Consider the following 24,197-nt stretch of genomic DNA (forward strand, 5'->3'; position numbering starts at 1 on the left):
ATAGCGACGAGTTATCCTTCCCCCACCACCATCTCCCCATGTCATGCCCAGCTTAATCAACCTACGATATTCTATATTCTGCCCTACCGGGAAGGATGAGAAGCTTCGACCAAGGTTCGACTCGAGCGCCAGCGAGAGAACGTTGCCGCAGGCAACGGCCCGAAGGGCGAGGAGCGATAGCGACGAGTTATCCTTCCCCCTCTATTCTCGCGCTCTCTGCAACCACCTGTACTGCTACCTCCTCGCTCGCGCTTCGCTTAGCGAGGCTACAAGCACTGTTTTGCTACCCCCTCGCTCGCGCTTCGCTTAGCGAGGCTACAGGTGGCGCCGTCTGGTAGCCCGGACAGGTGCGCAGCACCGCCTCCGGGAAACTCACAGCGGTGGCAAACGCCTTTTTACCGGCGAGCTTTTCACCACCGAGGTGTTACACTGCGCATACTCGGCCAGACCGTCCAGCAGGGTATCCAGCTGGGCAATATCGCGCACCACGAGGCGCATCACGAAACAATCTTCCCCGGTCACTTTGTCACTTTCAATGCATTCCGGCATCGCCTGGATATATTTATCCACTTTCTGCAGCAGCCCAGGCAGCGGCCGGACCCGCACCAGCGCCTGGAGGCTGTAGCCCAGCGCGGCGAGATTCACCCGCGCCCCATAGCCCTGAATGACGCCCCGCTCCTCCAGGCGCTTCACCCGCTCGGCCGTGCTCGGTGAGGTCAGCCCTACTCGCGCGCTCAATACCTTTAGCGAGACTCTGGCATCCTGAGTCAGGCAAGTGAGGATGGCCCGGTCAATTTCATCAAGTACGTCATTCATGTTTTTCACCTAATTATAAAAGGCATTCGCGTCTTTCTACCTTAATTCAGCCATATCACCCTGTCAGGGTTTTTCGCACAATAACTGAAAAATGATGGAGGTGAAAAATGCAACTTACCCGCGGCGTCTGGCAAATGAGCCTGGCAATGATAATCTCCGGCTCGATCGGCGCGTTCGTGCTGCTCTCTGGTTTGCCGGTGATGGATGTGGTGTTCTGGCGCTGCCTGATTGGCGCGCTAACCTTGCTGGTGTTTATCGTGTTAAGCGGCCAGCCCTTCAGCCGGCTAACGCGTTTCACTCTCGCTCTGGCAGTGATTGGCGGCGCGGCGCTGGTCGTCAACTGGCTGCTGCTGTTTGCCGCCTATTCGCGGATCTCAATCGGTATGGCCACCGTGGTCTATAACACCCAGCCGTTTATGCTGGTACTGATGGGGATGGTGCTGGGGGAACGGGTCAGCGCCGTGAAATGGGGATGGCTACTGCTGGCCTTTGGCGGCGTAGTGATCCTGTTGTCAAGCGAGCTGACGTCTGCGCATGGAGAGGGGCTTACCACCGGGGTTTTGCTGGCGCTGGGCGCGGCATTCTTCTATGCCCTGACCGCCATTATCGCGCGCAAACTGCATCCGCTCCCCGCGCAGCATATCGCCTTTATTCAGGTGCTCGTTGGCGTCGTGATGCTGCTGCCGCTGGTGCATGCCCCCGAATGGACGGCCAGCTTCCCCTGGCGCTATCTGCTGATCCTCGGCATCGTCCATACCGGGATCATGTATCAGCTTTTATATAGCGCGATACAGAAACTGCCGACGCCCATTACCGGTTCGCTCTCCTTTATTTATCCGCTGGTGGCAATGGTGGTCGACTATCTGGTCTTCCACCATGCGTTGACCCCTGTGCAGTTGATTGGCGGAATGCTTATTCTGTTTGCCGCCGCAGGGAATAACCTCGGCTGGGGCGAAAAAAAACCCCGCCGCGGCGGGGTCAGTGAGCAATCGCAGGCCAGTTAGCGACGGGCGCGGACAATCTGGTATTTGCGCGTCAGGTATTCGACCGGCGCGCTCCAGATATGAACCAGACGGGAGAACGGGAACAGCAGGAACAGGGTCATGCCCAGCACCAGGTGAACGCGGAAAATAAACGCCACGCCATCCAGATGCTGCGACGCGCCGCCGTGGAACGTCACCACCGACTGTGCCCAGCCAACCAGCTTCATCATTTCACTGCCGTCCATATGCTGGGCTGAGAATGGGATCGTCAGCAGGCCGAGCGCACACTGCACCATCAGCAAGGAGAGGATCAGAATATCCGCTCCGGTGGTGGTGGCGCGAACGCGCGGGCTGAGCAGACGACGCTTGAGCAGCAGTAACCCGCCCACCAGGGTCATCACGCCGCAGGCGCCGCCGGCGATCATCGCCATCTTCTGCTTGACGTCGATCGGCAGAAAGGACTCATACATCCAGTGCGGGGTCAGCATGCCGAGGAAGTGGCCGGCGAAAATACCCAGGATGCCGATATGGAACAGGTTCGACGCCAGGTTCATCCCCTTACGATCCAGCATCTGGCTGGAGGCGGCGCGCCAGGTGTACTGGCCATAGTCATAGCGCAGCCAGCTGCCGATCAGAAACACCGAGCCCGCAATGTACGGATAAATGTCAAAGAAGAACATATTCAGGAAGTGCATTATTGCTGTCCTCCGTTAGAGATATTCAGATATTGCGGGGCTACGGCTCCGGCAAAACGACGCTGGTGAGCGGAAATTTCCGACTCGCCGCAGCCCTGGTCGGCAAAGAATTTGACCTGTTCTTCTTCCCAGACCGCATCCAGCGCCTGCGGCGTATCGTCGCGCGCCTCGTCGGCAATCTTCTCCGCCACCTTCTGACTGTCGACCTGGGTATTGGCCAGCTTCAGCAACAGCTCGAACAGCACCGAATAGCGACTTTCGCGCTGCTGCAGGCGCGCGCTGAGCAGGCCGAGGATCGGCGCAACGTCCCGCAGGCCGCCGAGCGCTTCCTCTTCCGGCAGTTGCGCCAGATACTCCAGATACAGCGGCAGATGATCCGGCAGCTCGTGGCTGTCAAGCAGCAGACCGTGGCGCTCATACTGCGCCATCAGATCCACCATCGCCTGTCCGCGATCGCGGGATTCGCCGTGGACATGTTCAAACAGCAGCAGCGAGGTGGCGCGGCCGCGGTCAAACAATTCGCTATAGGCCGACTGGGCGTCCAGCGGATCCTGAGCCACTAAATCGCGCAGGAAAACGCCCAGCGCGTGGGCATCCTCTTTGCTGAGTTTCTCTGATGACGCGAGCGCCTCGAACATCTCCTGCTGATGCTGCCATAAGGCAGCGTCAGGGTATTCGAGCAGACGCGACATAATCACGAGTTCAATCATGCGTGCGGCTCCGTTTTGCTGGTCACGTCGATAGCGTCGATGCGACGGCTGTTGAACAGGTTGAACTGGCTGTCCGAGCCGTGGCAGCCATCGCCAAAGCTGAAGCCGCAGCCGTTTTTCTCCGGAAACGCTTCTCGCGCCTGTTCACGGTGGCTGCTCGGCACCACGAAACGATCTTCGTAGTTAGCGATCGCCAGATAGCGGTACATCTCCTGGGCCTGCGCTTCGCTCAGCCCCACCGCTTCCAGCGCGCGGGTATCGACGACGCCGTCAACGGTTTCCGCACGCTTATAGTGGCGCATCGCCAGCATGCGTTTCAGGGCCAGCAGGACCGGCTGGGTATCGCCTGCGGTCAGCAGGTTCGCCAGGTATTGCACCGGAATACGCAGGCTTTCCACGTCCGGCAGAATACCGTTGCTACCCAATTCGCCAGCGTCCGCAGCCGACTGAATTGGCGACAGAGGCGGCACGTACCAGACCATTGGCAGGGTGCGATATTCCGGGTGCAGCGGCAGGGCCAGCTTCCAGTCCATCGCCATTTTGTAGACCGGCGACTGCTGCGCAGCCTCAATGACCCCCTGCGGTACGCCATCTTTTAACGCCTGTTCAATTACTTTTGGATCGTTTGGATCGAGGAACACATCCAGCTGGCGCTGATACAGATCTTTCTCGTTCTCGGTGCTGGCGGCGTTTTCAATCGCATCTGCGTCATACAGCAGGACGCCGAGATAGCGGATACGGCCCACGCAGGTTTCGGAGCACACCGTCGGCATTCCGGATTCAATACGCGGGTAGCAGAAGATGCATTTCTCGGATTTCCCGCTCTTCCAGTTGAAATAGATCTTCTTGTACGGACAGCCGGTGATACACATCCGCCAGCCGCGGCACTTGTCCTGGTCGATCAGTACGATGCCGTCTTCTTCGCGCTTATAGATGGCGCCGCTCGGGCAGGTCGCGACGCAGGCCGGGTTCAGGCAGTGCTCGCACAAGCGCGGCAGATACATCATGAAGGTGTTTTCGAACTGACCGTACATCGCCTTCTGCATGTTGTCGAAGTTCTGATCTTTGGCGCGTTTTTCGAACTCGCCGCCGAGGATCTCTTCCCAGTTCGGACCGCTGGTGATCTTGTCCATCCGCTGGCCGGTGATCAGCGAGCGCGGACGAGCGATCGGCTGATGCTTGCTTTCCGGCGCGTTGTGCAGATTCTGGTAGTCATAATCAAACGGCTCGTAGTAATCATCGATCCCCGGCAGATGCGGGTTGGCGAAGATTTTACCCAGCAGCATCGCGCGGTTGCCCATGCGCGGCTGCAGTTTACCGTTGATTTTGCGGATCCAGCCGCCCTTCCATTTTTCCTGGTTTTCCCAGTCGTTCGGGAAGCCAACGCCAGGTTTGCTCTCCACGTTGTTGAACCAGGCGTATTCCATCCCTTCCCGGCTGGTCCAGACGTTTTTACAGGTCACCGAACAGGTATGGCAGCCGATGCACTTATCGAGATTCAGCACCATGCCGACTTGTGAACGAATTTTCATTTTACGCTCTCCTGTACCTGGTCGTTGCCTTCGCCGTCTAACCAGTTAATGTTCTTCATCTTACGTACCACTACAAACTCATCGCGGTTGGAGCCGACGGTACCGTAGTAGTTAAAGCCATAGGCCAGGTGGCCGTAGCCGCCGATCATGTGGGTCGGTTTTGGCGTAATGCGGGTGACGGAGTTGTGGATCCCCCCGCGCTGACCGGTGATTTCAGATCCCGGCAGGTTCACGATGCGTTCCTGCGCGTGATACATCATGGTCATCCCGGCCGGTACACGCTGGCTCACCACCGCGCGCGCCGTCAGGGCGCCGTTGGCGTTAAACACTTCAATCCAGTCGTTATCTTCGATACCCAGATCGTTCGCATCCGCTTCGCTCATCCAGACGATCGGCCCGCCGCGCGACAGGGTCAGCATCAGCAGGTTATCGCTGTAGGTCGAGTGGATACCCCATTTCTGGTGCGGGGTCAGGAAGTTCAGCGCCTTCTCCGGGTTGCCGTTGGACTTCTCGCCCATCACCGCTTTCACCGAACGGGTGTCGATTGGCGGACGATAGACCAGCAGGCTTTCACCAAAGTCGCGCATCCACTGATGATCCTGATACAGCGATTGACGGCCGGACAGCGTCCGCCACGGGATCAGCTCGTGAACGTTGGTATACCCAGCGTTATAGGAGACATGTTCATCTTCCAGGCCAGACCAGGTCGGGCTGGAGATAATCTTCCGCGGCTGCGCCTGAATATCGCGGAAGCGGATCTTCTCGTCTTCTTTGTTCAGCGCCAGGTGCGCGTGCTCGCGACCGGTGATCTCGCTCAGCGCTTTCCACGCCTTCACCGCCACCTGACCGTTGGTCTCCGGCGCCAGGGTGAGGATCATTTCCGCGGCGTCGATGGCCGTTTCCAGCTTCGGCTGGCCTTTCGCCGGGCCTTCCGCCTTGGTGTAGTTGAGCTTACGCAGCAGGTCCATCTCGCTCTGGGTGTTCCAGGCAATGCCTTTTCCGCCGTTGCCGATGGTTTCCAGCAGCGGACCGATCGAGGTGAAACGTTCGTAAGTCGCCGGGTAATCACGCTCAACCGGAATAATATGCGGCGCGGTTTTCCCCGGGATGAGATCGCATTCGCCTTTTTTCCAGTCTTTGACATCCAGCGGCTGCGCCATTTCCGCGGCGGAGTCGTGCTGGATCGGCAGCGTGACGACGTCGGTTTCTTTGCCGAGGTGGCCCACGCAGACTTCAGAGAATTTCTTCGCGATACCTTTATAGATATCCCAGTCGCTCTTCGATTCCCAGGCCGGGTCAACGGCGGCCGACAGCGGGTGAATAAACGGATGCATATCCGAGGTATTCATGTCGTCTTTTTCGTACCAGGTGGCGGTCGGCAGCACGATGTCGGAGTAGAGACAGGTGCTCGACAGACGGAAATCGAGGGTCACCACCAGATCCAGTTTGCCGTCGAGGCCGTTATCCCGCCATTCGACTTCTTCCGGCTTCACGCCGCCCTGCTTGCCGAGGTCTTTGCCCTGAATGCCGTTCTCGGTACCCAGCAGGTACTTGAGCATATACTCATGGCCTTTACCGGAGGAGCCCAGCAGGTTGGAGCGCCAGATAAACAGGTTACGCGGGTGGTTTTTACCATTTTCCGGCTGCTCGGCCGCAAAGCGAATCGAGCCCTCTTTCAACGACTTCACGGTGTAATCCACCGGGGTCATGCCGGCTTTTTTCGCTTCATCAGCGATACGCAGCGGGTTCACCCCTAACTGCGGCGCAGACGGCAGCCAGCCCATGCGCTCTGCGCGCACGTTAAAGTCGATCAGGTGGCCGCTGTAACGGGATTTATCCGCCATCGGCGACAGCAGTTCCTGCGCGGTCACGGTTTCATAACGCCACTGGCTGGAGTGGTTATAGAAGTACGAGGTACTGTTCATGTGACGTGCCGGACGCTGCCAGTCAAGGGCGAATGCCAGCGGCTGCCAGCCGGTCTGCGGACGCAGTTTTTCCTGGCCCACATAGTGCGCCCAACCGCCGCCGCTCTGACCGACGCAGCCGCAGAAGACCAGCATATTGATCAGGCCGCGGTAGTTCATGTCGAGGTGGAACCAGTGGTTGAGGCCCGCCCCGACGATAATCATCGAGCGACCATGGGTCTTATCGGCGTTATCGGCAAATTCACGTGCAGTGCGGATAATGTGCGCGCGGGAGACGCCGGTGATCTTCTCCGCCCAGGCCGGGGTGTAGGCTTTCATGTCATCGTAGCCGGTGGCGCAGTTTTCATCGTTCAGACCGCGTTCCAGGCCATAGTTGGCCATGGTCAGATCGTAAACGGTGGTCACCAGAGCGGTGGAGCCGTCGGCCAACTGCAGGCGTTTGGCCGGCAGTTTGTGCAGCAGAATATTTTCGAGGTCGACTTTGTTGAAGTGCTCAGAACCTTCGCCGCCGAAGTACGGGAAGCCGACGTTCGCCACTTCATCATGGCTGCCCAGCAGGCTCAGACGCAGCTCAATCTCTTCGCCAGTTTTACCGTCGCGCTGTTCGAGGTTCCATTTGCCTTTGTCGCCCCAGCGGAATCCGAGGGAACCGTTCGGTACGGTCATGTCGCCCTTCTCGTCAAAGGCGACGGTTTTCCATTCCGGATTGTTCTCCTGACCAAGAGAATCCACGAGGTCGGAGGCGCGCAGCGTACGGCCTGCGGCGTAATAACCGTCGCGCTCCTCGAGCATCACCAGCATCGGCATGTCGGTATAGCGGCGCACATAATCGGTGAAATACTGGCTCGGCTTATCGAGATGGAACTCACGCAGCATCACATGGCCCATCGCCAGCGCCATCGCGGCATCGGTACCCTGCTTCGGCGCCAGCCACAGATCGCAGAGTTTGGCGATTTCGGCGTAGTCCGGGGTGATCGCCACGGTTTTAGTGCCTTTGTAGCGGACTTCGGTAAAGAAGTGGGCATCCGGGGTACGGGTCTGCGGCACGTTGGAGCCCCAGGCGATAATGTAGCTGGAGTTATACCAGTCCGCCGATTCGGGGACGTCGGTCTGTTCGCCCCAGGTCATCGGCGAAGCTGGCGGCAGGTCGCAGTACCAGTCGTAGAAGCTCAGGCAGGTGCCGCCGATCAGCGACAGATAACGGGCGCCGGAGGCGTAGGAAACCATCGACATCGCCGGGATCGGCGAGAAACCGGCCACGCGGTCCGGACCGTAAGTTTTGACGGTATAGACGTTGGAGGCGGCAATCAGCTCATTCACTTCCTGCCAGGAGGAGCGGACAAACCCGCCGCGACCGCGAGCCTGTTTGAAGCTTTTGGCTTTGTCGGCGTCTTCAATAATCGAGGCCCATGCCTCAACCGGATCGCTATGCTGAACTTTCGCTTCCCGCCACATCTTCATCAGACGTTTACGCATCAGCGGGTATTTCAGGCGGTTCGCGCTGTACAAATACCAGGAGTAGCTGGCGCCGCGCGGGCAACCGCGTGGTTCGTGGTTCGGCAGGTCCGGACGGGTGCGCGGGTAGTCAGTCTGCTGCGTTTCCCAGGTCACCAGACCGTTTTTCACATAAATCTTCCAGCTGCATGAGCCGGTGCAGTTGACACCGTGAGTGGAACGCACAATTTTGTCATGCTGCCAACGTTGACGGTATCCATCCTCCCAGTCCCGGTTGGTGTTTAGAAGCTGGCCGTGCCCATCGGCAAAGGTTTCACCCTTCTGTTTGAAGTAGCGAAACCGGTCCAGGAATTTACTCATCGGGTTTCTCCTGATATGGAGCCTGACGGCTCTCTGATAAATCGACATTGCTGGATTTGCAGCGAAGGTAACGCTATGAAAGAGGGCGAGAATTGATGGCGATCAATCCGGACTGGCTTGCTAAAGCGGAGGGAAACTGCGATTACCACCAAGGTGGTATGAGATGCTATTTTTTAATTTTATGTTTTATAAGCTTTTTTTCCTAAAAAGCCGTCATCATGGAAGGATTTGTTAACAAAGGAGGTATTAAGGGGTAGAGCCGTTTCGCTGGCAAGCCATCCCTTCCCGGCTCTGTGGCCAATATGAATCAAATCATCCATTAGTATGTTGTAACTAACGAGTAATGTAAAAAAAGGCGCCGCCCTGGGAGCGCGCCTTTTCACGTCATGATGAACGCGGCGGATTACTGACGCTTACGGCCGTATACCGCCCAGGTGATGATCACGCAGGCGATATAGAAGATCAGGAAGATTTTCATCGCGCCGGCCGGCGAACCGGTCAGATCCAGCGAGATACCGAATGCTTTTGGAATAAAGAAGCCGCCGATGGCGCCAATAGCGGAGATAAAGCCCAGCGCCGCCGCAGTATCGGTCGCCGCCTCGCGCATCGCCTGCGCTTCGCTGCCGCCCTGGGCCTTCACGCGGTCCATGGTCAGCTTACGGAAGATCACGGAGATCATCTGGAAGGTGGAGGCGCTCCCCAGCCCGGCGGTCAGGAACAGCACCATGAACACCGCGAAGAAGGCGATGAAGTTGCCGCCCTGGCCGTTAGTCGGCAGGGTCAGGAACAGCAGCGCGCAGAAGACAGCCATCACCACGAAGTTGACCAGCGTCACGCGAGTCCCGCCGAGACGATCGGAGATCGTCCCGCCCATCGAACGCGCCAGCGCGCCAATAAAGGGGCCGAAGAAGGCGTAGTGCAGGATCTGCACGTCCGGGAACTGGGTTTTCGACAGCATGGCGAAGCCGGCGGAGAATCCGATGAAGGAGCCGAAGGTGGCCAGATAGAGCAGCGCCATAATCCACAGGTGCAGGCGTTTGAGCACCGGCAGCTGTTCGCTCAGCGAGGCTTTAGAAGCCGACAGGTCGTTCATAAAGAACCACGCCGCCAGGGTGAAAATAATCAGGAAAGGTACCCAGATCCACGCGGCGTTTTCCAGATACAGCATTGAGCCGTCCGGCTGCTCGCTGCCGGTCCCGCCAAAAAAGGCAAACACTGAGACCGACACCACCAGCGGCGCGACCAGCTGCATCACGCTGACGCCCATATTACCAAGGCCGCCATTGACGCCGAGCGCCCCGCCCTGCTTCGCTTTCGGGAAGAAGAAGCTGATGTTAGCCATACTGGAGGCAAAGTTGGCCCCGGCGAAGCCGCACAGCAGCGAGATAATCACGAAGACGCTAAACGGCGTGGAAGTATCCTGGACCGCAAAGCCCAGCCAGACGCACGGAATAATCATGATCCCGGTGCTGAATGCCGTCCAGCGACGGCCGCCGAACAGCGGCACCATGAAAGCGTAAGGCACGCGCAATAAGGCGCCAGACAGCGCCGGCAGCGCGGTCAGCATAAACAGCTGATCGGTCGTAAACTGAAAGCCCACTTTGTTGAGATTAACGGCGACGGCGCTGAACAACATCCATACGCAGAACGCCAGTAACAGACAGGGAACGGAGATCCATAGATTACGGCTCGCCACACGGTGACCGCGCTGTTGCCAGAATTCAGGATCTTCAGGGCGCCAGTCGGTAATGACCGAGCGGTTAGCCTTCTCCGGGAGGGAAGATTGACTCATAGATACCTCTGATTATTCATATTTCCTGCCGCTACCTTAGGGGTTGCCCGGGGCGGTAAGTTGATATAAATCAAAGGAAAAGCGCGCACTAATTTGTGCAAAAATAAACCATGCTCCGAAGTGAGTAGAGAAAGGTGAGGAAAAAAGTGTGGTTTTTCACGCGGCTGCCGGGTTGCGTATAACCCCACCCCCAATAGCGCCTACCACCGACAATTAAGGAGTAACTCTTTAGGGGTATGGGTATACTCCAGGGGATAGCCGAGAATAAGCGCCACTCCCGGAGAGATCACCGGTCAGGAGCCACGCATTCCATGTTAAAACGTCTTTTTACTCCGCTGACGCTGGTCAATCAACTGGCGTTAATCGTGCTGCTCGCCACCATTATTGGCGTCGCCGGCATGGCGATCTCCGCGCGTCTGGTGAACGGCGTCCAGGGCAGCGCTCACGCGATTAACAAGGCCGGTTCATTGCGTATGCAAAGCTACCGGCTGCTGGCGGCGATCCCGCTGAATGAAAACGATCAAAAGCTGGTGGCGGACATGACCGCCACCGTCTTCAGCCCCGAGCTGCAGAATTCCGCCCGCCGCGACGGCCAGGAACAACAGTTAAAAGCGCTGCAGCAATACTGGCAGCAGGCGCTGGCCCCCGGCATGCAGCGTGCGGTTAACCAGGCGGAAGTGGCCCAGGATGTCGCCGACTTTGTCGATCGTATCGACCAGCTGGTCACCGCATTCGACCACACCACCGAGCAGCGTATCGAGCGGGTAGTCTGGATCCATCGCATTCTCGCCATTGGTATGGCGCTGCTGCTGATTTTTACCATCATCTGGTTACGCGCCCGTCTACTGCGGCCGTGGAAACAGCTGCTGGGCATGGCGCGGGCGGTCAGCCAGCGCGATTTCACCCAGCGCGCGCACATCAGCGGGCGTAACGAAATGGCGACCCTCGGCATGGCGCTGAATAACATGTCGGAAGAGCTGGCGGAAAGCTACGCGGTGCTCGAGCGGCGGGTGCAGGAGAAGACCGCCGGGTTGGAACAGAAGAACGAGATCCTTGCTTTCTTATGGCAGGCCAATCGCCGGCTGCATGCCAGCGCCCCGCTCTGCGAGCGGATTTCACCGGTACTGAATGGCCTGCAGGGTCTGACGCTGCTGCGCGATATCGAGGTACGGGTTTACGACCTGGAAGACGAAGATAATCACCAGGAGTTTACCTGCCACTCGGATTATGAATGTGATGATAAAGGCTGCTACCTCTGCCCACGCAATCTGCCCCCGCTGCCGGATGGCGGAACAACGCTGAAGTGGCGGCTGTCGGATGCGCATAATCAGTACGGCATTCTGCTGGCGACGCTGCCGGTTGGCCGCCATCTCAGCCACGATCAGCAGCAACTGGTGGATACCCTGGTGGAACAACTGACCAGTACCCTGGCGCTGGACCGCCATCAGGAGAAACAGCAGCAGCTGATCGTCATGGAAGAGCGGGCCACTATCGCCCGCGAGCTGCACGACTCCATCGCCCAGTCGCTGTCCTGTATGAAGATGCAGGTCAGCTGTCTGCAGATGCAGGGCGACGCCTTACCGGCGGAGAGCCGCCAGCTGCTGGGGCAGATACGCAACGAGCTGAATACCTCCTGGGCCCAGTTGCGGGAGCTGTTAACCACCTTCCGCCTGCAACTGACCGAGCCGGGACTGCGCCCGGCGCTGGAGGCCAGCTGTCAGGAGTACAGCGCCCACTTCGGCTTTACGGTACAGCTTGATTATCAGCTTCCGCCGCGCTTTGTGCCGTCGCATCAGGCCATTCACCTGCTGCAGATCGCCCGCGAAGCGTTAAGCAACGCCCTGAAGCATGCCAGCGCGACGGAAGTGACCGTGACGGTGTCACAACGCGATAATCAGGTCCGTCTGGTGGTGGCGGATAACGGCCGCGGCGTGCCGGATCACGCCGAGCGGAGTAACCATTATGGTTTAATTATTATGCGGGATCGCGCCCAGAGCTTGCGCGGTGACTGTCAGGTACGACGCCGGGAAACCGGCGGAACCGAAGTGATCGTCACGTTTATCCCGGAAAAAACGTTTTCCATCCAATAAGGAGACCCCCATGAGTCAACAGGAACGGGCAACCATCCTTCTCATTGACGACCATCCGATGCTGCGCACCGGCGTGAAACAGTTGATCAGCATGGCGCCGGACATCCAGGTGATTGGCGAGGCCAGCAATGGCGCGCAAGGTATCGAGCTGGCGGAATCGCTGGATCCGGACCTGATCCTGCTCGACCTCAATATGCCGGGCATGAATGGCCTGGAAACGCTGGACAAACTGCGTGAGAAATCGCTTTCTGGCCGGGTGGTGGTCTTTAGCGTCTCCAACCATGAAGAGGACGTTGTCACCGCCCTGAAGCGCGGCGCCGATGGCTATCTGCTGAAAGATATGGAGCCGGAAGATCTGCTGAAAGCGCTGCAGCAGGCCGCCGCCGGAGAGATGGTATTAAGCGAAGCGTTAACCCCGGTGCTGGCCGCCAGCCTGCGCGCTAACCGCGCCACCTCCGATCGCGACATCAGCCAGTTGACCCCGCGCGAGCGCGACATCCTCAAGCTGATCGCCCAGGGACTACCGAACAAAATGATCGCCCGTCGCCTGGATATCACCGAAAGCACCGTCAAAGTACACGTGAAGCACATGCTGAAGAAAATGAAGCTCAAATCCCGGGTGGAAGCCGCGGTATGGGTCCACCAGGAGCGAATTTTCTAAGGCGAGTCCGTCCAGGAGACGCCAGGCGTGGTGAACTTGACCAGCGGCTCGGTCAGCGCCAGAGCGATCTCATTGGAGGAGACGCGCTGCCCCTGTTTATCCTCCACCACCACCGACAGGCGCCAGCGGTTCGCGGCGCCCGGTTCACTGTTCCACACCGGCATGATCACGCTCCAGCCATCCGCGCTGCTGGCATCCACCGGCGGCGTCAGGCTGAGGGCCTGGGTGTCACCCTGCCAGTGCAGCGCCTTGATGCCATGCAGACTATGGATCTGCAGCTTCAACTGCACCGTCTCCCCGGACTGCAGATCCCAGGGCGGCGTGGCCAGATAGACCGTCAGATTTTTGCGCTGACGATACTCCACCACCGGCAGATTATCCCGCTCCGGACTATCGAAGCGGCTCCCGCGCAGCGAATTGCTGATCGCTACCTCGTCTGCGGCCAGCTGCTGCTTAAGGGGGACGCCAAAGCGATAGTTTAGCTTCAGGCCCACATTGTTCTGGCTGACGCCATTTTCCCCCTGCTTATGCTTAGCGGTAACGGTGACCAGCGGGACCGGGGTGTAATTGAGCCCAACGGAGACGGCTACCGGGTTATGGTAGCCGGTACCGGTGTGAAAAAGATCGACGCTATCGCCGAAGTACTGTTCGACGCTGACGCTGGTATTAATGTGCTGGTAGAACGGTAGCCGCGCCTGGGCGGTGACGTCATACCCTGCGGCCATCCGCTGCTCCTGAGTCTGATTATCGCGCAGTTGCCAGTCGCCCAGCGGATGGTAATAGTTTGCCGACAGGCGAAGATATTCTCCCCACGCCTCCGCGCCGACGCTGCCGCGCGCCAGGCTTTCGCTCAACACTTTGTCGTAAAACGAGTTATAGCCCAGCAGCCAGCCGCCGACCCGCCAGCGCTGACCAAGCCCGATGTTGCCCACCAGATCGTTCTCGCGCCGGGTCACCGAATATTGGTTCCACGTCAGGTAACGGTCGTTATCCTGCAACGGCACGAACCAGCTCCCTTTACTGCCGGTGAATTTGCCCTCTTTATCGACCAGCAGGTCGACATTGGCGTTGCCCCACGGCGAGAGCCAGCTCTCCAGCTGATGGCTCACTTCATTGCCGATTTTACTGATGGCGAACAGCTGCGCCTGCTCGCCCGCCGTCAGGCCGTTATCGCTCATGCTGGCCTCGCCAAACTTCTTCGCCACCTCAGCAAAGTGCCGGGCGTCGTCATCGACCTGGGGAGCAATCCCCATATCGGGCAGCGGATCTTGCGCTGGCGCGGGGCGGGTCGTCTCGCTGGCGGTCAGCGCCCAGACGGGAACGCCCGGCAGCAGCAGGAGACAGGTGAACGTTGGCAACAAACGGAAGGACACAGGCATCAACAGATTTTGAGCAGGCTCACAAAAATGGGAAGAAGTGTTAGTTTATCGTTTTTTCCCTGCTCCCGCAGCCCTGTGGGCAATTCCAGGAATATGCTGAAACCGGTTGGGCAACATATCACCCAACCGGCGCCGTCGCTGCGCGCCACCGTTACGCCTGGGTTCGGGTTCGTTGCGCCGCCAGCAGCGCGTTAAGCTCCGGCACGCAGGAGCCGCAGTTGGTCCCGCATTTCAGCTTCGCTCCCAACGCCCCGACGCTGGCGCAGCCGCTGGCGATAGCCTCGCTAATTGACCGTTCCCCCACGCCAAAGCAGCTACAGACGATCCGCCCCCGCGGGGCGGCGGCGGCGCCCGGTCGGCCGCTAAGCAACGCATGTCGCTGGACGGCATCGGACGGCGGCGCGGCAAAGGCGGCGCTTATCCATGCGCTATCCACCGCCGGCTCGCGCGCATCGCTCCACCAGCCGAGCATCAGCCTCCCCTGATGCCAGGCCAGCAGGTTCCATACCGCGCCGCCGTCAGCCACCTGTAGCTGCCAGCCGCGCTGCGCGCACCACGCGCTGATCCACTGTCGGGCAGACGCCTCCCCGGCCAGCGAATAGTGCAGCACGCCAGGCGCTGCCCGCCGCCGCCAGTGCCAGGCCGCTGGAAACGGCAGCGGTTCGCGACAAAGCAGCTCGCTGTGCCAGGCCGGTTGCCAGGCGGCGATGGCCACCGCCGCCTGTTTACTTTCCGGCTGGCCGGAATACGGGTCCGTGACGGCGGCCAGCAGGTTATTCACCCGCCCCTGACGGGCAAACTGATTGTTCCAGTGCATCGGAACAAACAGCGAGCCGGGGCGCTGCCCTTCGCTGATCGTCACTTTCGCCACCATCACCCCATGCCGCGACCAGATCCGCGCCAGCCCGTCGGCGGGAAGCTGGTAGCGAACGGCATCCTGCGGCGCCACCTCCACCACCGGCTCCGCGATGTGCTGCATCAGCCGCGGCACCGTGCCGGTACGGGTCATGGTGTGCCACTGATCGCGGATCCGCCCGCTGTTGAGGATCAGCGGATAAAAGACATCGGTGGTCGCCCGGGTCGGTTGAGGCGTCACCGGCACCATCCGCAGCCTGCCATCGCCATGCCAGCCGCGCGCGATATCCCAGGCGGCCTCGCTGCGACTGACCGGCCAGCGCACCGGCGCCATAGCCTCCCACGCCTCACGGCTGAGATCCGCCAGCGCGCCGATATCAAACGCCCGCTGACCGTCGTTTTCGAAACCGGACAGCGCCGCATGCTCGCGGAAGACGTCATGCGGATGCTGCCAGGCAAACGCCTCGCGATACCCCAGCGCCTGCCCCACTCTGGCGATGATCCACCAGTCCGCTTTCGCCTCCCCCGGCGGCGGCAGAAAGCTGCGCTGACGGGAGATCCGCCGCTCCGAGTTGGTGACCGTGCCATTCTTCTCGCCCCAGGCCAGCGCCGGAAAGCGGATGTGGGCGAAATGTCCGGTATCGGTCTGGGCGGCGACATCCGAGACGATCACCAGCGGACAGGCGGCCAGCGCCTGGCTCACCGCGTGGCTGTCAGGGAGCGACACCACCGGGTTGGTGCCCATGATCCACACCGCTTTCACCTCGCCGCGGCCAATGGCGGCAAACAGCTCCACGGCGGTCAGCCCTGGGGTCTGCGCCAGCCGTTCCGTCCCCCAGAAGCGGGCCAGCCGCTGCAGATCGTCTGGCACAAAATCCATGTGCGCGGCCAGCATCGTCGCCAGCCCGCCGACTTCGCGGCCGCCCATGGCGTTGGGTTGACCGGTCAGCGAAAAGGGGCCGCAGCCGGGGCGGCCATACTTCCCGCTGGCCAGATGGACGTTGATGATGGCGTTACATTTGTCGCTGCCGCTGGCGGATTGATTGATTCCCATGGTGTAGAGGGTGATCGCCCGCGGGGCGGCGATAAACTCGCGATAGAAGGCCGCCACCTCATCGACAGTCAGGCCGCAAAAATCCGCTACCTTCGCCACGTCCCAGCCTCTCGCCTCGGCCAGCGCCTGTGAGCCATCGCGAAAGCCGTCGATGCAGGCTCCGGCCTGCGCCACGGCGTTAAGCAGCCCCACGAACAGCCCACCGTCGCTCCCCGGGGCCAGCGCCAGATGGCGGTCGGCGATCTCGCAGGTGGCGGTGCGCCGGGGGTCGATCACCACGATCCGCAGTCGGGGATTATCCCGCTTCGCCTGCGCCAGCCGCTGGAACAGCACCGGGTGCGCCCAGGCGGCGTTCGAGCCGACCAGCACCACCAGATCGCTGTTTTCCACATCCTCATAGCTACAGGGCACCACATCGGCGCCAAAGGCCCGTTTGTAGCCGGTCACCGCCGACGACATGCACAGCCGCGAATTGGTGTCGATGTTCGCCGCGCCGATAAATCCCTTCATCAGCTTGTTGGCGGCATAGTAATCCTCGGTTAACAGCTGGCCAGAGGCGTAGAAGGCCACCGCCTGCGGGCCGTGCTGGTCGATAACCTGTTGCAGGCGCGCAGCGGTCTCCGCCAGCGCCTGAGGCCAGGCTACCTGCTGGCCGTCGACCTCCGGTGCCAGCAGCCGCCCCGCCAGGCCCGCGGTCTCCCCGAGTGCCGCCCCTTTGACGCACAGGCGGCCGAGGTTGGCCGGGTGCTGATCGTCGCCGCGCACGCTCACCTGCCCCGCGTCGTCCACGCTCGCCAGCACCCCGCAGCCTACGCCGCAGTAGGGGCAGGTCGTTCGGATGGTCTGCATCAGGAGGCCTCCGCTCGGGCCAGCTGCTGCTGGCTGCCCACCCACACTTTGCCGTTTTCCACTTTCACCGGCCAGGCGCGTACCGCCTGTTCACTGCCGTCGCACGGCCAGCCGTCGCGCAGGCGGATCCGCTGTTTGTACAGCGGGGAGATCACCACCGGCTCGCCGCCGACGTCCCCTAACAGCCCGCGTGACAGCACGTTGGCCGCGCTGCCCGGCTCGCGGTTGTCCAGGGCGTAGACCCGATCGCCAAAGCGGAACAGGGCAATCTGCCGCTCCCCTAAGCGGGCGCCGATCCCCGCCTGCGCCGGGATGGCGTCAAGGTCGCATACCGCCTGCCACGGCCGGGATGGGAGTTCGCCCTCGGGCAACGTCTCAGTCAGCAACAGCTGCGGCTGACCACGCAGCTCGTGGCGCTGCACCGCCTCGTCCGGCTGGTCGCTGTTCACGAAGGAGCGGAACAGCGCCAGACGCTGCGGATCGTTGAGGGTGGTCTGCCACTCGCACTGGTAGCTGTCGACGATCCGGGCCATCTCCTGCTCCAGCTCCTCGCCAATGCCGAGACTATCCTCCAGCACCACCTGCCGCAGATAGGCGACGCCGCCCTCCAGGTTATCCATCCAGGTGCTGGTCCGCTGCAGGCGATCGGCGGTACGGATATAGAACATCAGCAGACGATCGATGCTGCGGATCAGCGTCGCTTCGTCGAGATCGCTGGCAAACAGGTCGGCGTGACGCGGTTTCATCCCGCCGTTGCCGCAGACGTACAGATTCCAGCCTTTATCGGTGGCAATCACCCCGATATCTTTCCCCTGGGCTTCGGCACATTCGCGGGTGCAGCCGGAGACCGCCATCTTGATTTTGTGCGGGGCGCGCAGCCCTTTATAGCGATGCTCGAGCCGCACGGCGAGCCCGGTGGAGTCCTGCACGCCGTAGCGACACCAGGTTGAGCCGACGCAGGATTTCACCGTGCGCAGCGACTTGCCGTAGGCGTGGCCGGTTTCAAACCCGGCGTCGGCCAGCTCGCGCCAGATAGCCGGCAGCTGTTCCAGCCGCGCGCCAAACAGATCGATACGCTGGCCGCCGGTCACTTTGCTGTAAAGCTGGTAACGTTTGGCGATCTGCCCGATAGCGATCAGCCCGTCCGGCGTCACTTCCCCCGCCGCCATCCGCGGCACCACCGAATAGCTCCCGTCCTTCTGAATATTGGCGAAATAGCGGTCGTTGGTATCCTGCAGCGGCAGGTGCGCCGGCTTCAGCAGGTACTCGTTCCAGCAGGAAGCCAGCACCGAGGCCACCAGCGGTTTGCAGACATCACAGCCGTGTCCCTGGCCGTAGCGGCTAATCAGCTGCTCGAAGGTATAGATATGATTGACCCGTACCAGGTGGTAAATCTCCTGGCGCGACCACGGGAAATGCTCGCAGACGTCTTTTTTCACTTCGACGCCCTGCTCCGCCAGCTGGTACTCCATCACCTGTTTCACCAGCGCGCTGCAGCCGCCGCAGCCGGTGGCCGCTCTGGTGCAGCTTTTTATCGCCGCCATATCCCCCGCCCCATTGTTCACCGCCTGGCAGATATCGCCTTTGCTGACATTATGGCAGGAGCAGATCGGCGCGCTGTCGGGCAGCGCCGCGACGCCGAGCGCCTTCGGCGCGGCGCCCTCCAGCGCGGGCAGGATCAGGCTCTCCGGACGCGGCGGCAGCGCCATGCCGTTCAGCATCATCTGCAGCAGCGTGGCATAGTCGCTGGCCTCCCCCACCAGCACGCCGCCAAGCAGGGTTTTGCCGTCCTGACTGACGACGATTTTTTTGTACACCTGCTGCGGACCATCGGTCCATTGATAGCTCTGGCAGCCCGGCGTGCGCCCCTGCGCATCGCCAAATGAGGCGACGTCCACCCCCAGCAGCTTCAGTTTGGTACTCATGTCGGCGCCGCTAAAGCAGGCGTCTTCTCCCGCGAGGGTGGCCGCGGCGATACGCGCCATCTGATAGCCCGGCGCCACCAGACCGTAAATTTTATTGTCCCACAGGGCGCATTCGCCTATCGCCAGCACGTCCGGGTCAGAGGTGCGGCACTGGCCGTCGATGTGAATGCCCCCGCGTTCGCCCACCTGCAGCATGCAACCGCGGGCCAGCGCGTCCTGCGGACGGATCCCCGCCGAGAAGACCACCATGTCGGTCCGCAGCGCGCCGCCGTCGGCAAAGTTCAGCCGCAGGCCGTCGGCCTCGCGCACGATGGCGGTGGTCGCTTTGCTGGTATGCACCCCCACGCCGAGGGCGACGATCTTCTCCCGCAGCATCGCCGCCCCGCCGTTATCCAGCTGGACGGCCATCAGGTTCGGGGCAAACTCCACTACGTGCGTGTCCAGCCCCAGCTGTTTCAGGGCGTTAGCCGCCTCCAGCCCGAGCAGGCCGCCGCCGATAACCACTCCGGTCTTCGCCGCGGCGGCATGGGCGGCGATACGGTCGAGATCGTCAAGAGTGCGGTAGACAAAGCACCCGTCGAGATCGTTGCCAGGGATCGGCGGAACAAAGGGATAGGAGCCGGTCGCCAGCACCAGTTTATCCCAGTGGGTTTCATGTCCCTCGGCGTCTCGCACCAGCCGCGCGTCGCGGTCGATCGTCGCCACCGCCTCGCCGAGGCGGAGTTCGATGCCGTGCTGGTGAAAGAAATCATCGGCCACCAGCGACAGCGATTGAGCGCTGCGCCCGGCGAAATATTCGGAGAGATGGACCCGGTCGTAGGCGGCGTAACGCTCTTCGCCAAACACCACGATTCGATATTGCTGATGCAGGTTGCGGCTCACGCATTGTTCGAGAAAATGGTGGCCGACCATGCCATGTCCCACCAGCACTAATACAGGTTTCGTCATCGTCATTATTCCTGCAGCCTGCGGCTGCGTTGAAGAGGGGTCAAAAAGCCAGTCTGCGGTGGCGGGCTCGTCGCTTTCCAGGCGCGCGGTGAGCGCGGCGGCGGCGGTGCAGTCGCCCATCAGCAGCACGCCGCGCAGGCGGCCGTCGCGCAGCAGCAGGCGACGGTAGTGGCGATCGATGGGGTCCCAGCTGGTATAGATGTCATCCTGTTCGCCGGCCTGCTGCTCCCCGACGCTAAAGAGTTCAATGCCGGTAACCTTCAGGCGGGTCCCGGCGTCCTGCCAGACAAAGCCCTCACCGGGGGCGCCGCACAGGCGATCCGCCAGTACCTCGGCCTGGCGCAGGCAGGGAGCCACCAGCCCCCAGGTCTGGCCGTCAATTTCGCAACATTCCCCGACGGCGCTGATCCCCGGCAGCGAGGCGGCCATCTGGCGGTCAACCACGATCCCCCGCTGACACAGCACGCCGCTCTGCGCCGCCAGACGGCTGTTAGGCTGCACGCCGGCGGCCAGCACCACTCTGGCGGCACGGAAAGCGCGCCCGTCCGCCAGCCGCACGCCATCCTCTTCGATGGCGGCGATCCGGCATTCCAGCACACAGCGGATGCCGCGCGCTTCAAGCTGCTGCCTGAGCTCATCGGCGGCAAAAGCGTCGGTCAGCGGCGCCATTAATCCGCTGCCACGATGCAGAAGAGTGACCTCCCCGCCGTGGCGACGCAGCGCCGCCGCCGCTTCCACACCCAGAACCCCACCGCCAATCACCACCGCCGGCCCGGGTATCGCCAGAATACGTTCCACGTCCGCCAGGGTGCGGAAGGGGATAACCTGCGGACGATCACTGCCCGGCAGCGGCGGGATAAAGGGCCGCGAACCGGTGGCGAACACCAGCTCGTCCCACGGTAGCCAGGTTTCCGCGATGCGCAGCCGCCGTTGCTCAACATCGACTTCATCGACCGCCTCGCCGGACCGCAGGCACACCCCGTGCCGGGTGTACCACTCCGCCGGCAGCAACGGGAGCTGCGCCGCCGTTTTTTCGCCAGCCAGCAGCGGCGAGAGCTGAATGCGGTTATAGGCCGGGTGCGGCTCGTCGCCGACGACAGTAATGGCAAACTGCGCGGGGTCGCGCTCAACCAGTCGCTGCACCAGTCGGGTGGCCGCCATGCCGTTACCGATCACCACCAGTCGCCGCGTCATGACCGCCTCCTCACGCCGCTTTCGGCTGTTTTTCATACAAAAAATGCAGGATCTGCTGGCGCAGATGGTGATACCGGCTGTCGTCCGCCAGCTGAACGCGGTGACGCGGACGCGGCAGATCGACCGCGAGGATCTCACCGACCGTCGCCGCCGGACCGTTGGTCATCATCAGCACCCGATCCGAGAGCAGCACCGCTTCATCAACGTCGTGGGTGATCATGACGATGGTAGTATTAAGCTCCTGCTGGATATGCATCACCGTGTCCTGAAGGTGAGCGCGGGTCAGCGCATCCAGGGCGCCGAAGGGCTCATCAAGCAACAGCACCTTCGGCTTCATCGCCAGCGCCCGGGCGATACCTACCCGCTGCTTCATGCCGCCGGAGATCTCCCCGGGACGTTTGTGCAGCGCATGCCCCATCTGCACGCGCGCCAGGTTGTGTTCGATCCACTCCCGGCGCTCACTCTTGCTCATGGTGCGACGGAACACCTGATCCACCGCCAGCGCCACATTATCGAAACAGCTCAGCCACGGCAGTAGCGAGTGGTTCTGGAAAACCACCGCCCGCTCCGGCCCGGGCCCGGCGATTTCCCGGTTATCGCACAGCAGTCCGCCCTCGGTGGGCGTCGTGATCCCGGCGATCAGATTCAGCAGGGTCGATTTTCCGCAGCCCGAGTGGCCGATCAGACTGATGGTCTCCCCTTCGACGATATCGAAGGAAACATTCTGCAGCGCCAGGAACTCGCCGCTGGCGGTGTTAAAGCGCTGGCTGACGGCCTGCACCTGAATTAATGGTTTCATGTTGGCTCCTTATTTGTCCTGCCAGCTAAAGCGGCGGGCGAGCAGCATCAGACCCTGCTCCAGCAGCAGGCCGACGACGCCGATAATGACGATGGCGATGATGATGTTTTCCACATTGAGGTTGTTCCACTCGTTCCAGATCCAGAAGCCGATCCCCAGCCCGCCGGTGAGCATTTCCGCCGCCACGATCACCAGCCAGGCGATGCCGATGGAGAGACGCACGCCGGTGAGCACCGCCGGCAGCACTGCCGGAAAGAGAATTTTGCGCATCACCGTCCACTCCGAGAGCTGGAGGACGCGGGCGACATTGAGATAGTCCTGCGGGATCCGCCGCACGCCTTCCGCGGTGTTGATCACCATCGGCCAGATGGAGCAGATAAAAATGGTCCAGCTGGAGGCCGGCTCCGCCTTCTGGAACAGCAGCAGGCCAATCGGCAGCCAGGCCAGCGGGCTGACCGGGCGCAGCAGGGCAATCAGCGGATTAAACATGCGGGCGAAGAACAGCGAACGGCCGATCAAAAACCCCAGCGGAATGCCCGCCAGCGCCGCCAGGCCGAAGCCCACCGCCACGCGCTGCAGGGAGGCCAGCACGTTCCAGCCGATGCCCATGTCATTGGGCCCGTCCTGATAGAACGGATCGGCAAACAGCGTCAGCGCCGAGTCCAGCGTGCTCAGCGGCGTGGGAAAACCTTTGCTGTGCATCGCCGCCAGCTGCCAGGCCAGCAGCAGCACCCCCAACCCCAACAGCGGGGGCAGCAGGCGCTGAATGAGCTCACGCAGCCAGCGCGTGACGGTTGGCGTGGTGCGCCGGACCTGCACCGGCGGCAGGATAATCACTTCGCCAGGCGCGTTCTCCACGCTGACGACCGGTTGCTTACGTTGTGCCTGCTTCATCTCATGCCCCCTTACGTTGAATGGCAAAATGGCGGGCGTAGCCTTCCGGGTCAGACCCGTTCCAGACCGTACCGTCCATCAGTGTGCTGTTACGCATCGTGGCTGCCGGGGTGCTGATCCCGCCGACCGCCTGGGCGGCAGCCTGCCAGACGTCGATGCGGTTAATGCGCGACGCCACCGCGAGGTAATCCGGAGCCTGCTTCAGCAACCCCCAGCGGCGGAACTGGGTGAGGAACCACATTCCGTCCGACAGCCAGGGGAAACTCACCTCGCCCCCGGCCCAGAAGCGCATCGGATGGGCATCCTGCCAGCGGCGGCCGAGGCCGTTGTCATACTCCCCAAGCATCCGGCCGGTGAGGTACTGTTCCTTGGTATTGAGCCAGCCACGTCTGGCGAGCAGGCGGGCCGTCTCCTGAGTGTTCTCCGGCGAGGCGGCGATCCAGCGCTGCGCCTCCATCAGGGCCGCCACCAGCGCGCGGGCGGTGTTCGGGTTACGTTCCACCCAGTCGCGACGGGTGCCCAGCACCTTTTCCGGATGCTCGGGCCAGATATCCTGGGAAGTGGCCGCGGTGAAGCCAATGCGGTCGTTAATGGCGCGCGCGTTCCACGGCTCGCCGACGCAAAAGCCGCTCATATTGCCGATGCGCATGTTCATCACCATCTGCGGCGGCGGCACCACGACGGTGCGCACATCGTTAAAGGGATCGATGCCGGCGCTCGCCAGCCAGTAGTAGAGCCACATGGCATGGGTGCCGGTGGGAAAGGTATGGGCGAAGGTGTAGCTGCCCGGCGCGCTGCGGTCGATCAGCCGTTTCAGCCCGCCGAGGTTGGTTATATAGCGCACGAAAAATTTTGATACCGTTTTGAAATTTATTTGATACCAAGAAAAGAAACAAAATAAAGGAAAGATGATATTAATCAGGTTGTTACGAGGTTTTTTTTGAAGGTGGATGATTTTATGTCTAATTTGAATCAATATTCATTAATTATGAATATTGATTCATTTTGGTTCTTTTGTGGTTGCAAGAAAAGAAAGTAACTCGGATGCAATCCGTTAGCCTTTTGGCTCCTCTCCCTGCCTACGTAATTCTTCGCGTGCCAGCTCTTTCAACCAGTTCCCAAGGCTAACCCCGGCCCTCGCGGCAGCGTTATCAAGCTGCTCCTTAAACTCTGGTGTCAATCGGACACTAAAAATAGGTGACTTACCTGCACCTTTTGGGCTTTTGTCCCGCCTGATTGTTGACATGTATGGACCCGTTAGAATAATATGAATCTTGTTAG

15 protein-coding genes, 1 other RNA gene and 1 pseudogene are annotated in these 24,197 nt (G+C 61.0%); 4 read left to right on the forward strand and 13 right to left on the reverse strand.

The genetic code is table 11. From position 1 onward, the window contains the following. Positions 1–74: 74 nt before the first annotated feature. Positions 75–207: non-coding RNA, RtT sRNA (locus HMPREF3096_RS19855), on the forward strand. Between the two features lie 165 nt (positions 208–372). Here HMPREF3096_RS19855 and HMPREF3096_RS19860 read toward each other — a convergent pair. Next, positions 373–816 (reverse strand): Lrp/AsnC family transcriptional regulator, encoded by a 444-nt coding sequence (locus HMPREF3096_RS19860; RefSeq protein ID WP_004152249.1) that lies wholly within the window; start codon positions 814–816, stop codon positions 373–375. 107 nt (positions 817–923) lie between these two features. On the opposite strand from HMPREF3096_RS19860, the gene HMPREF3096_RS19865 reads away from it, so the two are divergent. Next, complete coding sequence (locus HMPREF3096_RS19865; RefSeq protein WP_008804405.1) at positions 924–1,820, forward strand: DMT family transporter; 897 nt, start codon at positions 924–926, stop codon at positions 1,818–1,820. On the opposite strand, the gene narI is transcribed toward HMPREF3096_RS19865, so the two are convergent. The 5 genes from narI to HMPREF3096_RS19890 all read right to left on the reverse strand — a co-directional run bounded on the left by narI (position 1,817) and on the right by HMPREF3096_RS19890 (position 10,268). Then, positions 1,817–2,494: a respiratory nitrate reductase subunit gamma gene (gene narI / locus HMPREF3096_RS19870; protein ID WP_002910189.1), complete on the reverse strand. Its 678-nt coding sequence runs from the start codon at positions 2,492–2,494 to the stop codon at positions 1,817–1,819. The two genes, HMPREF3096_RS19865 and narI, sit on opposite strands and share 4 nt — an antisense overlap. After that, positions 2,494–3,204, reverse strand: a complete 711-nt coding sequence (narJ, locus tag HMPREF3096_RS19875) for a nitrate reductase molybdenum cofactor assembly chaperone (RefSeq protein WP_022064964.1) — start codon at positions 3,202–3,204, stop codon at positions 2,494–2,496. The genes narI and narJ overlap by 1 nt, the downstream gene beginning before the upstream one ends. Beyond that, positions 3,201–4,736 carry a nitrate reductase subunit beta gene (gene narH / locus HMPREF3096_RS19880; protein WP_032735940.1) on the reverse strand — a complete coding sequence of 512 codons (1,536 nt, stop codon included), beginning with the start codon at positions 4,734–4,736 and terminating at the stop codon, positions 3,201–3,203. The genes narJ and narH overlap by 4 nt, the downstream gene beginning before the upstream one ends. Beyond that, positions 4,733–8,476: a nitrate reductase subunit alpha gene (locus tag HMPREF3096_RS19885; RefSeq protein WP_070544550.1), complete on the reverse strand. Its 3,744-nt coding sequence runs from the start codon at positions 8,474–8,476 to the stop codon at positions 4,733–4,735. Before HMPREF3096_RS19885 ends, narH begins: the two co-directional genes overlap by 4 nt. A 403-nt stretch (positions 8,477–8,879) precedes the next feature. After that, complete coding sequence (locus tag HMPREF3096_RS19890) at positions 8,880–10,268, reverse strand: NarK family nitrate/nitrite MFS transporter (protein ID WP_070544551.1); 1,389 nt, start codon at positions 10,266–10,268, stop codon at positions 8,880–8,882. Between the two features lie 311 nt (positions 10,269–10,579). Between HMPREF3096_RS19890 and narX the strand changes: the two genes are divergently transcribed. Then, positions 10,580–12,358, forward strand: a complete 1,779-nt coding sequence (gene narX, locus HMPREF3096_RS19895) for a nitrate/nitrite two-component system sensor histidine kinase NarX (protein WP_032741175.1) — start codon at positions 10,580–10,582, stop codon at positions 12,356–12,358. Positions 12,359–12,368: 10 nt separating this feature from the next. Beyond that, complete coding sequence (gene narL / locus HMPREF3096_RS19900; RefSeq protein WP_002910198.1) at positions 12,369–13,019, forward strand: two-component system response regulator NarL; 651 nt, start codon at positions 12,369–12,371, stop codon at positions 13,017–13,019. Here the strand turns inward: narL and HMPREF3096_RS19905 are convergent. The 7 genes and pseudogenes from HMPREF3096_RS19905 to HMPREF3096_RS31535 all read right to left on the reverse strand — a co-directional run bounded on the left by HMPREF3096_RS19905 (position 13,016) and on the right by HMPREF3096_RS31535 (position 24,162). Then, a complete protein-coding gene (locus HMPREF3096_RS19905; RefSeq protein WP_064165870.1) occupies positions 13,016–14,398 on the reverse strand; it encodes a YchO/YchP family invasin in 1,383 nt (460 codons plus the stop codon). The two genes, narL and HMPREF3096_RS19905, sit on opposite strands and share 4 nt — an antisense overlap. Before the next feature lie 151 nt (positions 14,399–14,549). Then, entirely contained in the window at positions 14,550–17,156 is a 2,607-nt protein-coding gene (locus HMPREF3096_RS19910) for a nitrate reductase (protein ID WP_070544552.1), read from the reverse strand. Further along, positions 17,156–21,223 (reverse strand): nitrite reductase large subunit NirB, encoded by a 4,068-nt coding sequence (gene nirB, locus HMPREF3096_RS19915; RefSeq protein ID WP_077270175.1) that lies wholly within the window; start codon positions 21,221–21,223, stop codon positions 17,156–17,158. Before nirB ends, HMPREF3096_RS19910 begins: the two co-directional genes overlap by 1 nt. Before the next feature lie 10 nt (positions 21,224–21,233). Beyond that, positions 21,234–22,022 (reverse strand): ABC transporter ATP-binding protein, encoded by a 789-nt coding sequence (locus tag HMPREF3096_RS19920; RefSeq protein WP_004145418.1) that lies wholly within the window; start codon positions 22,020–22,022, stop codon positions 21,234–21,236. A 9-nt stretch (positions 22,023–22,031) separates the two neighbouring features. Then, complete coding sequence (gene ntrB / locus HMPREF3096_RS19925; RefSeq protein ID WP_008804396.1) at positions 22,032–22,916, reverse strand: nitrate ABC transporter permease; 885 nt, start codon at positions 22,914–22,916, stop codon at positions 22,032–22,034. A gap of 1 nt (position 22,917) precedes the next feature. Beyond that, a pseudogene (locus HMPREF3096_RS19930) lies at positions 22,918–23,751 on the reverse strand (CmpA/NrtA family ABC transporter substrate-binding protein); the annotation flags it as partial. A gap of 219 nt (positions 23,752–23,970) precedes the next feature. Further along, entirely contained in the window at positions 23,971–24,162 is a 192-nt protein-coding gene (locus HMPREF3096_RS31535; protein ID WP_077270177.1) for a toxin-antitoxin system HicB family antitoxin, read from the reverse strand. Positions 24,163–24,197: the final 35 nt, after the last annotated feature.

Origin of the sequence: Klebsiella sp. HMSC25G12, from assembly GCF_001807705.1 — a bacterium.
GTDB lineage: Bacteria > Pseudomonadota > Gammaproteobacteria > Enterobacterales > Enterobacteriaceae > Klebsiella > Klebsiella variicola.

What these genes read in the sequence shown, in the direction of transcription:
- HMPREF3096_RS31535 (WP_077270177.1), bottom strand. Translation starts at nt 24,162, where the DNA reads ATGTCAACAATCAGGCGGGACAAAAGCCCAAAAGGTGCAGGTAAGTCA.
- narH (WP_032735940.1), bottom strand. Translation starts at nt 4,736, where the DNA reads ATGAAAATTCGTTCACAAGTCGGCATGGTGCTGAATCTCGATAAGTGC.
- HMPREF3096_RS19910 (WP_070544552.1), bottom strand. Translation starts at nt 17,156, where the DNA reads ATGCAGACCATCCGAACGACCTGCCCCTACTGCGGCGTAGGCTGCGGG.
- HMPREF3096_RS19860 (WP_004152249.1), bottom strand. Translation starts at nt 816, where the DNA reads ATGAATGACGTACTTGATGAAATTGACCGGGCCATCCTCACTTGCCTG.
- nirB (WP_077270175.1), bottom strand. Translation starts at nt 21,223, where the DNA reads ATGACGCGGCGACTGGTGGTGATCGGTAACGGCATGGCGGCCACCCGA.
- ntrB (WP_008804396.1), bottom strand. Translation starts at nt 22,916, where the DNA reads ATGAAGCAGGCACAACGTAAGCAACCGGTCGTCAGCGTGGAGAACGCG.
- narJ (WP_022064964.1), bottom strand. Translation starts at nt 3,204, where the DNA reads ATGATTGAACTCGTGATTATGTCGCGTCTGCTCGAATACCCTGACGCT.
- narX (WP_032741175.1), top strand. Translation starts at nt 10,580, where the DNA reads ATGTTAAAACGTCTTTTTACTCCGCTGACGCTGGTCAATCAACTGGCG.
- HMPREF3096_RS19920 (WP_004145418.1), bottom strand. Translation starts at nt 22,022, where the DNA reads ATGAAACCATTAATTCAGGTGCAGGCCGTCAGCCAGCGCTTTAACACC.
- HMPREF3096_RS19885 (WP_070544550.1), bottom strand. Translation starts at nt 8,476, where the DNA reads ATGAGTAAATTCCTGGACCGGTTTCGCTACTTCAAACAGAAGGGTGAA.
- narL (WP_002910198.1), top strand. Translation starts at nt 12,369, where the DNA reads ATGAGTCAACAGGAACGGGCAACCATCCTTCTCATTGACGACCATCCG.
- HMPREF3096_RS19865 (WP_008804405.1), top strand. Translation starts at nt 924, where the DNA reads ATGCAACTTACCCGCGGCGTCTGGCAAATGAGCCTGGCAATGATAATC.
- HMPREF3096_RS19905 (WP_064165870.1), bottom strand. Translation starts at nt 14,398, where the DNA reads ATGCCTGTGTCCTTCCGTTTGTTGCCAACGTTCACCTGTCTCCTGCTG.
- narI (WP_002910189.1), bottom strand. Translation starts at nt 2,494, where the DNA reads ATGCACTTCCTGAATATGTTCTTCTTTGACATTTATCCGTACATTGCG.
- HMPREF3096_RS19890 (WP_070544551.1), bottom strand. Translation starts at nt 10,268, where the DNA reads ATGAGTCAATCTTCCCTCCCGGAGAAGGCTAACCGCTCGGTCATTACC.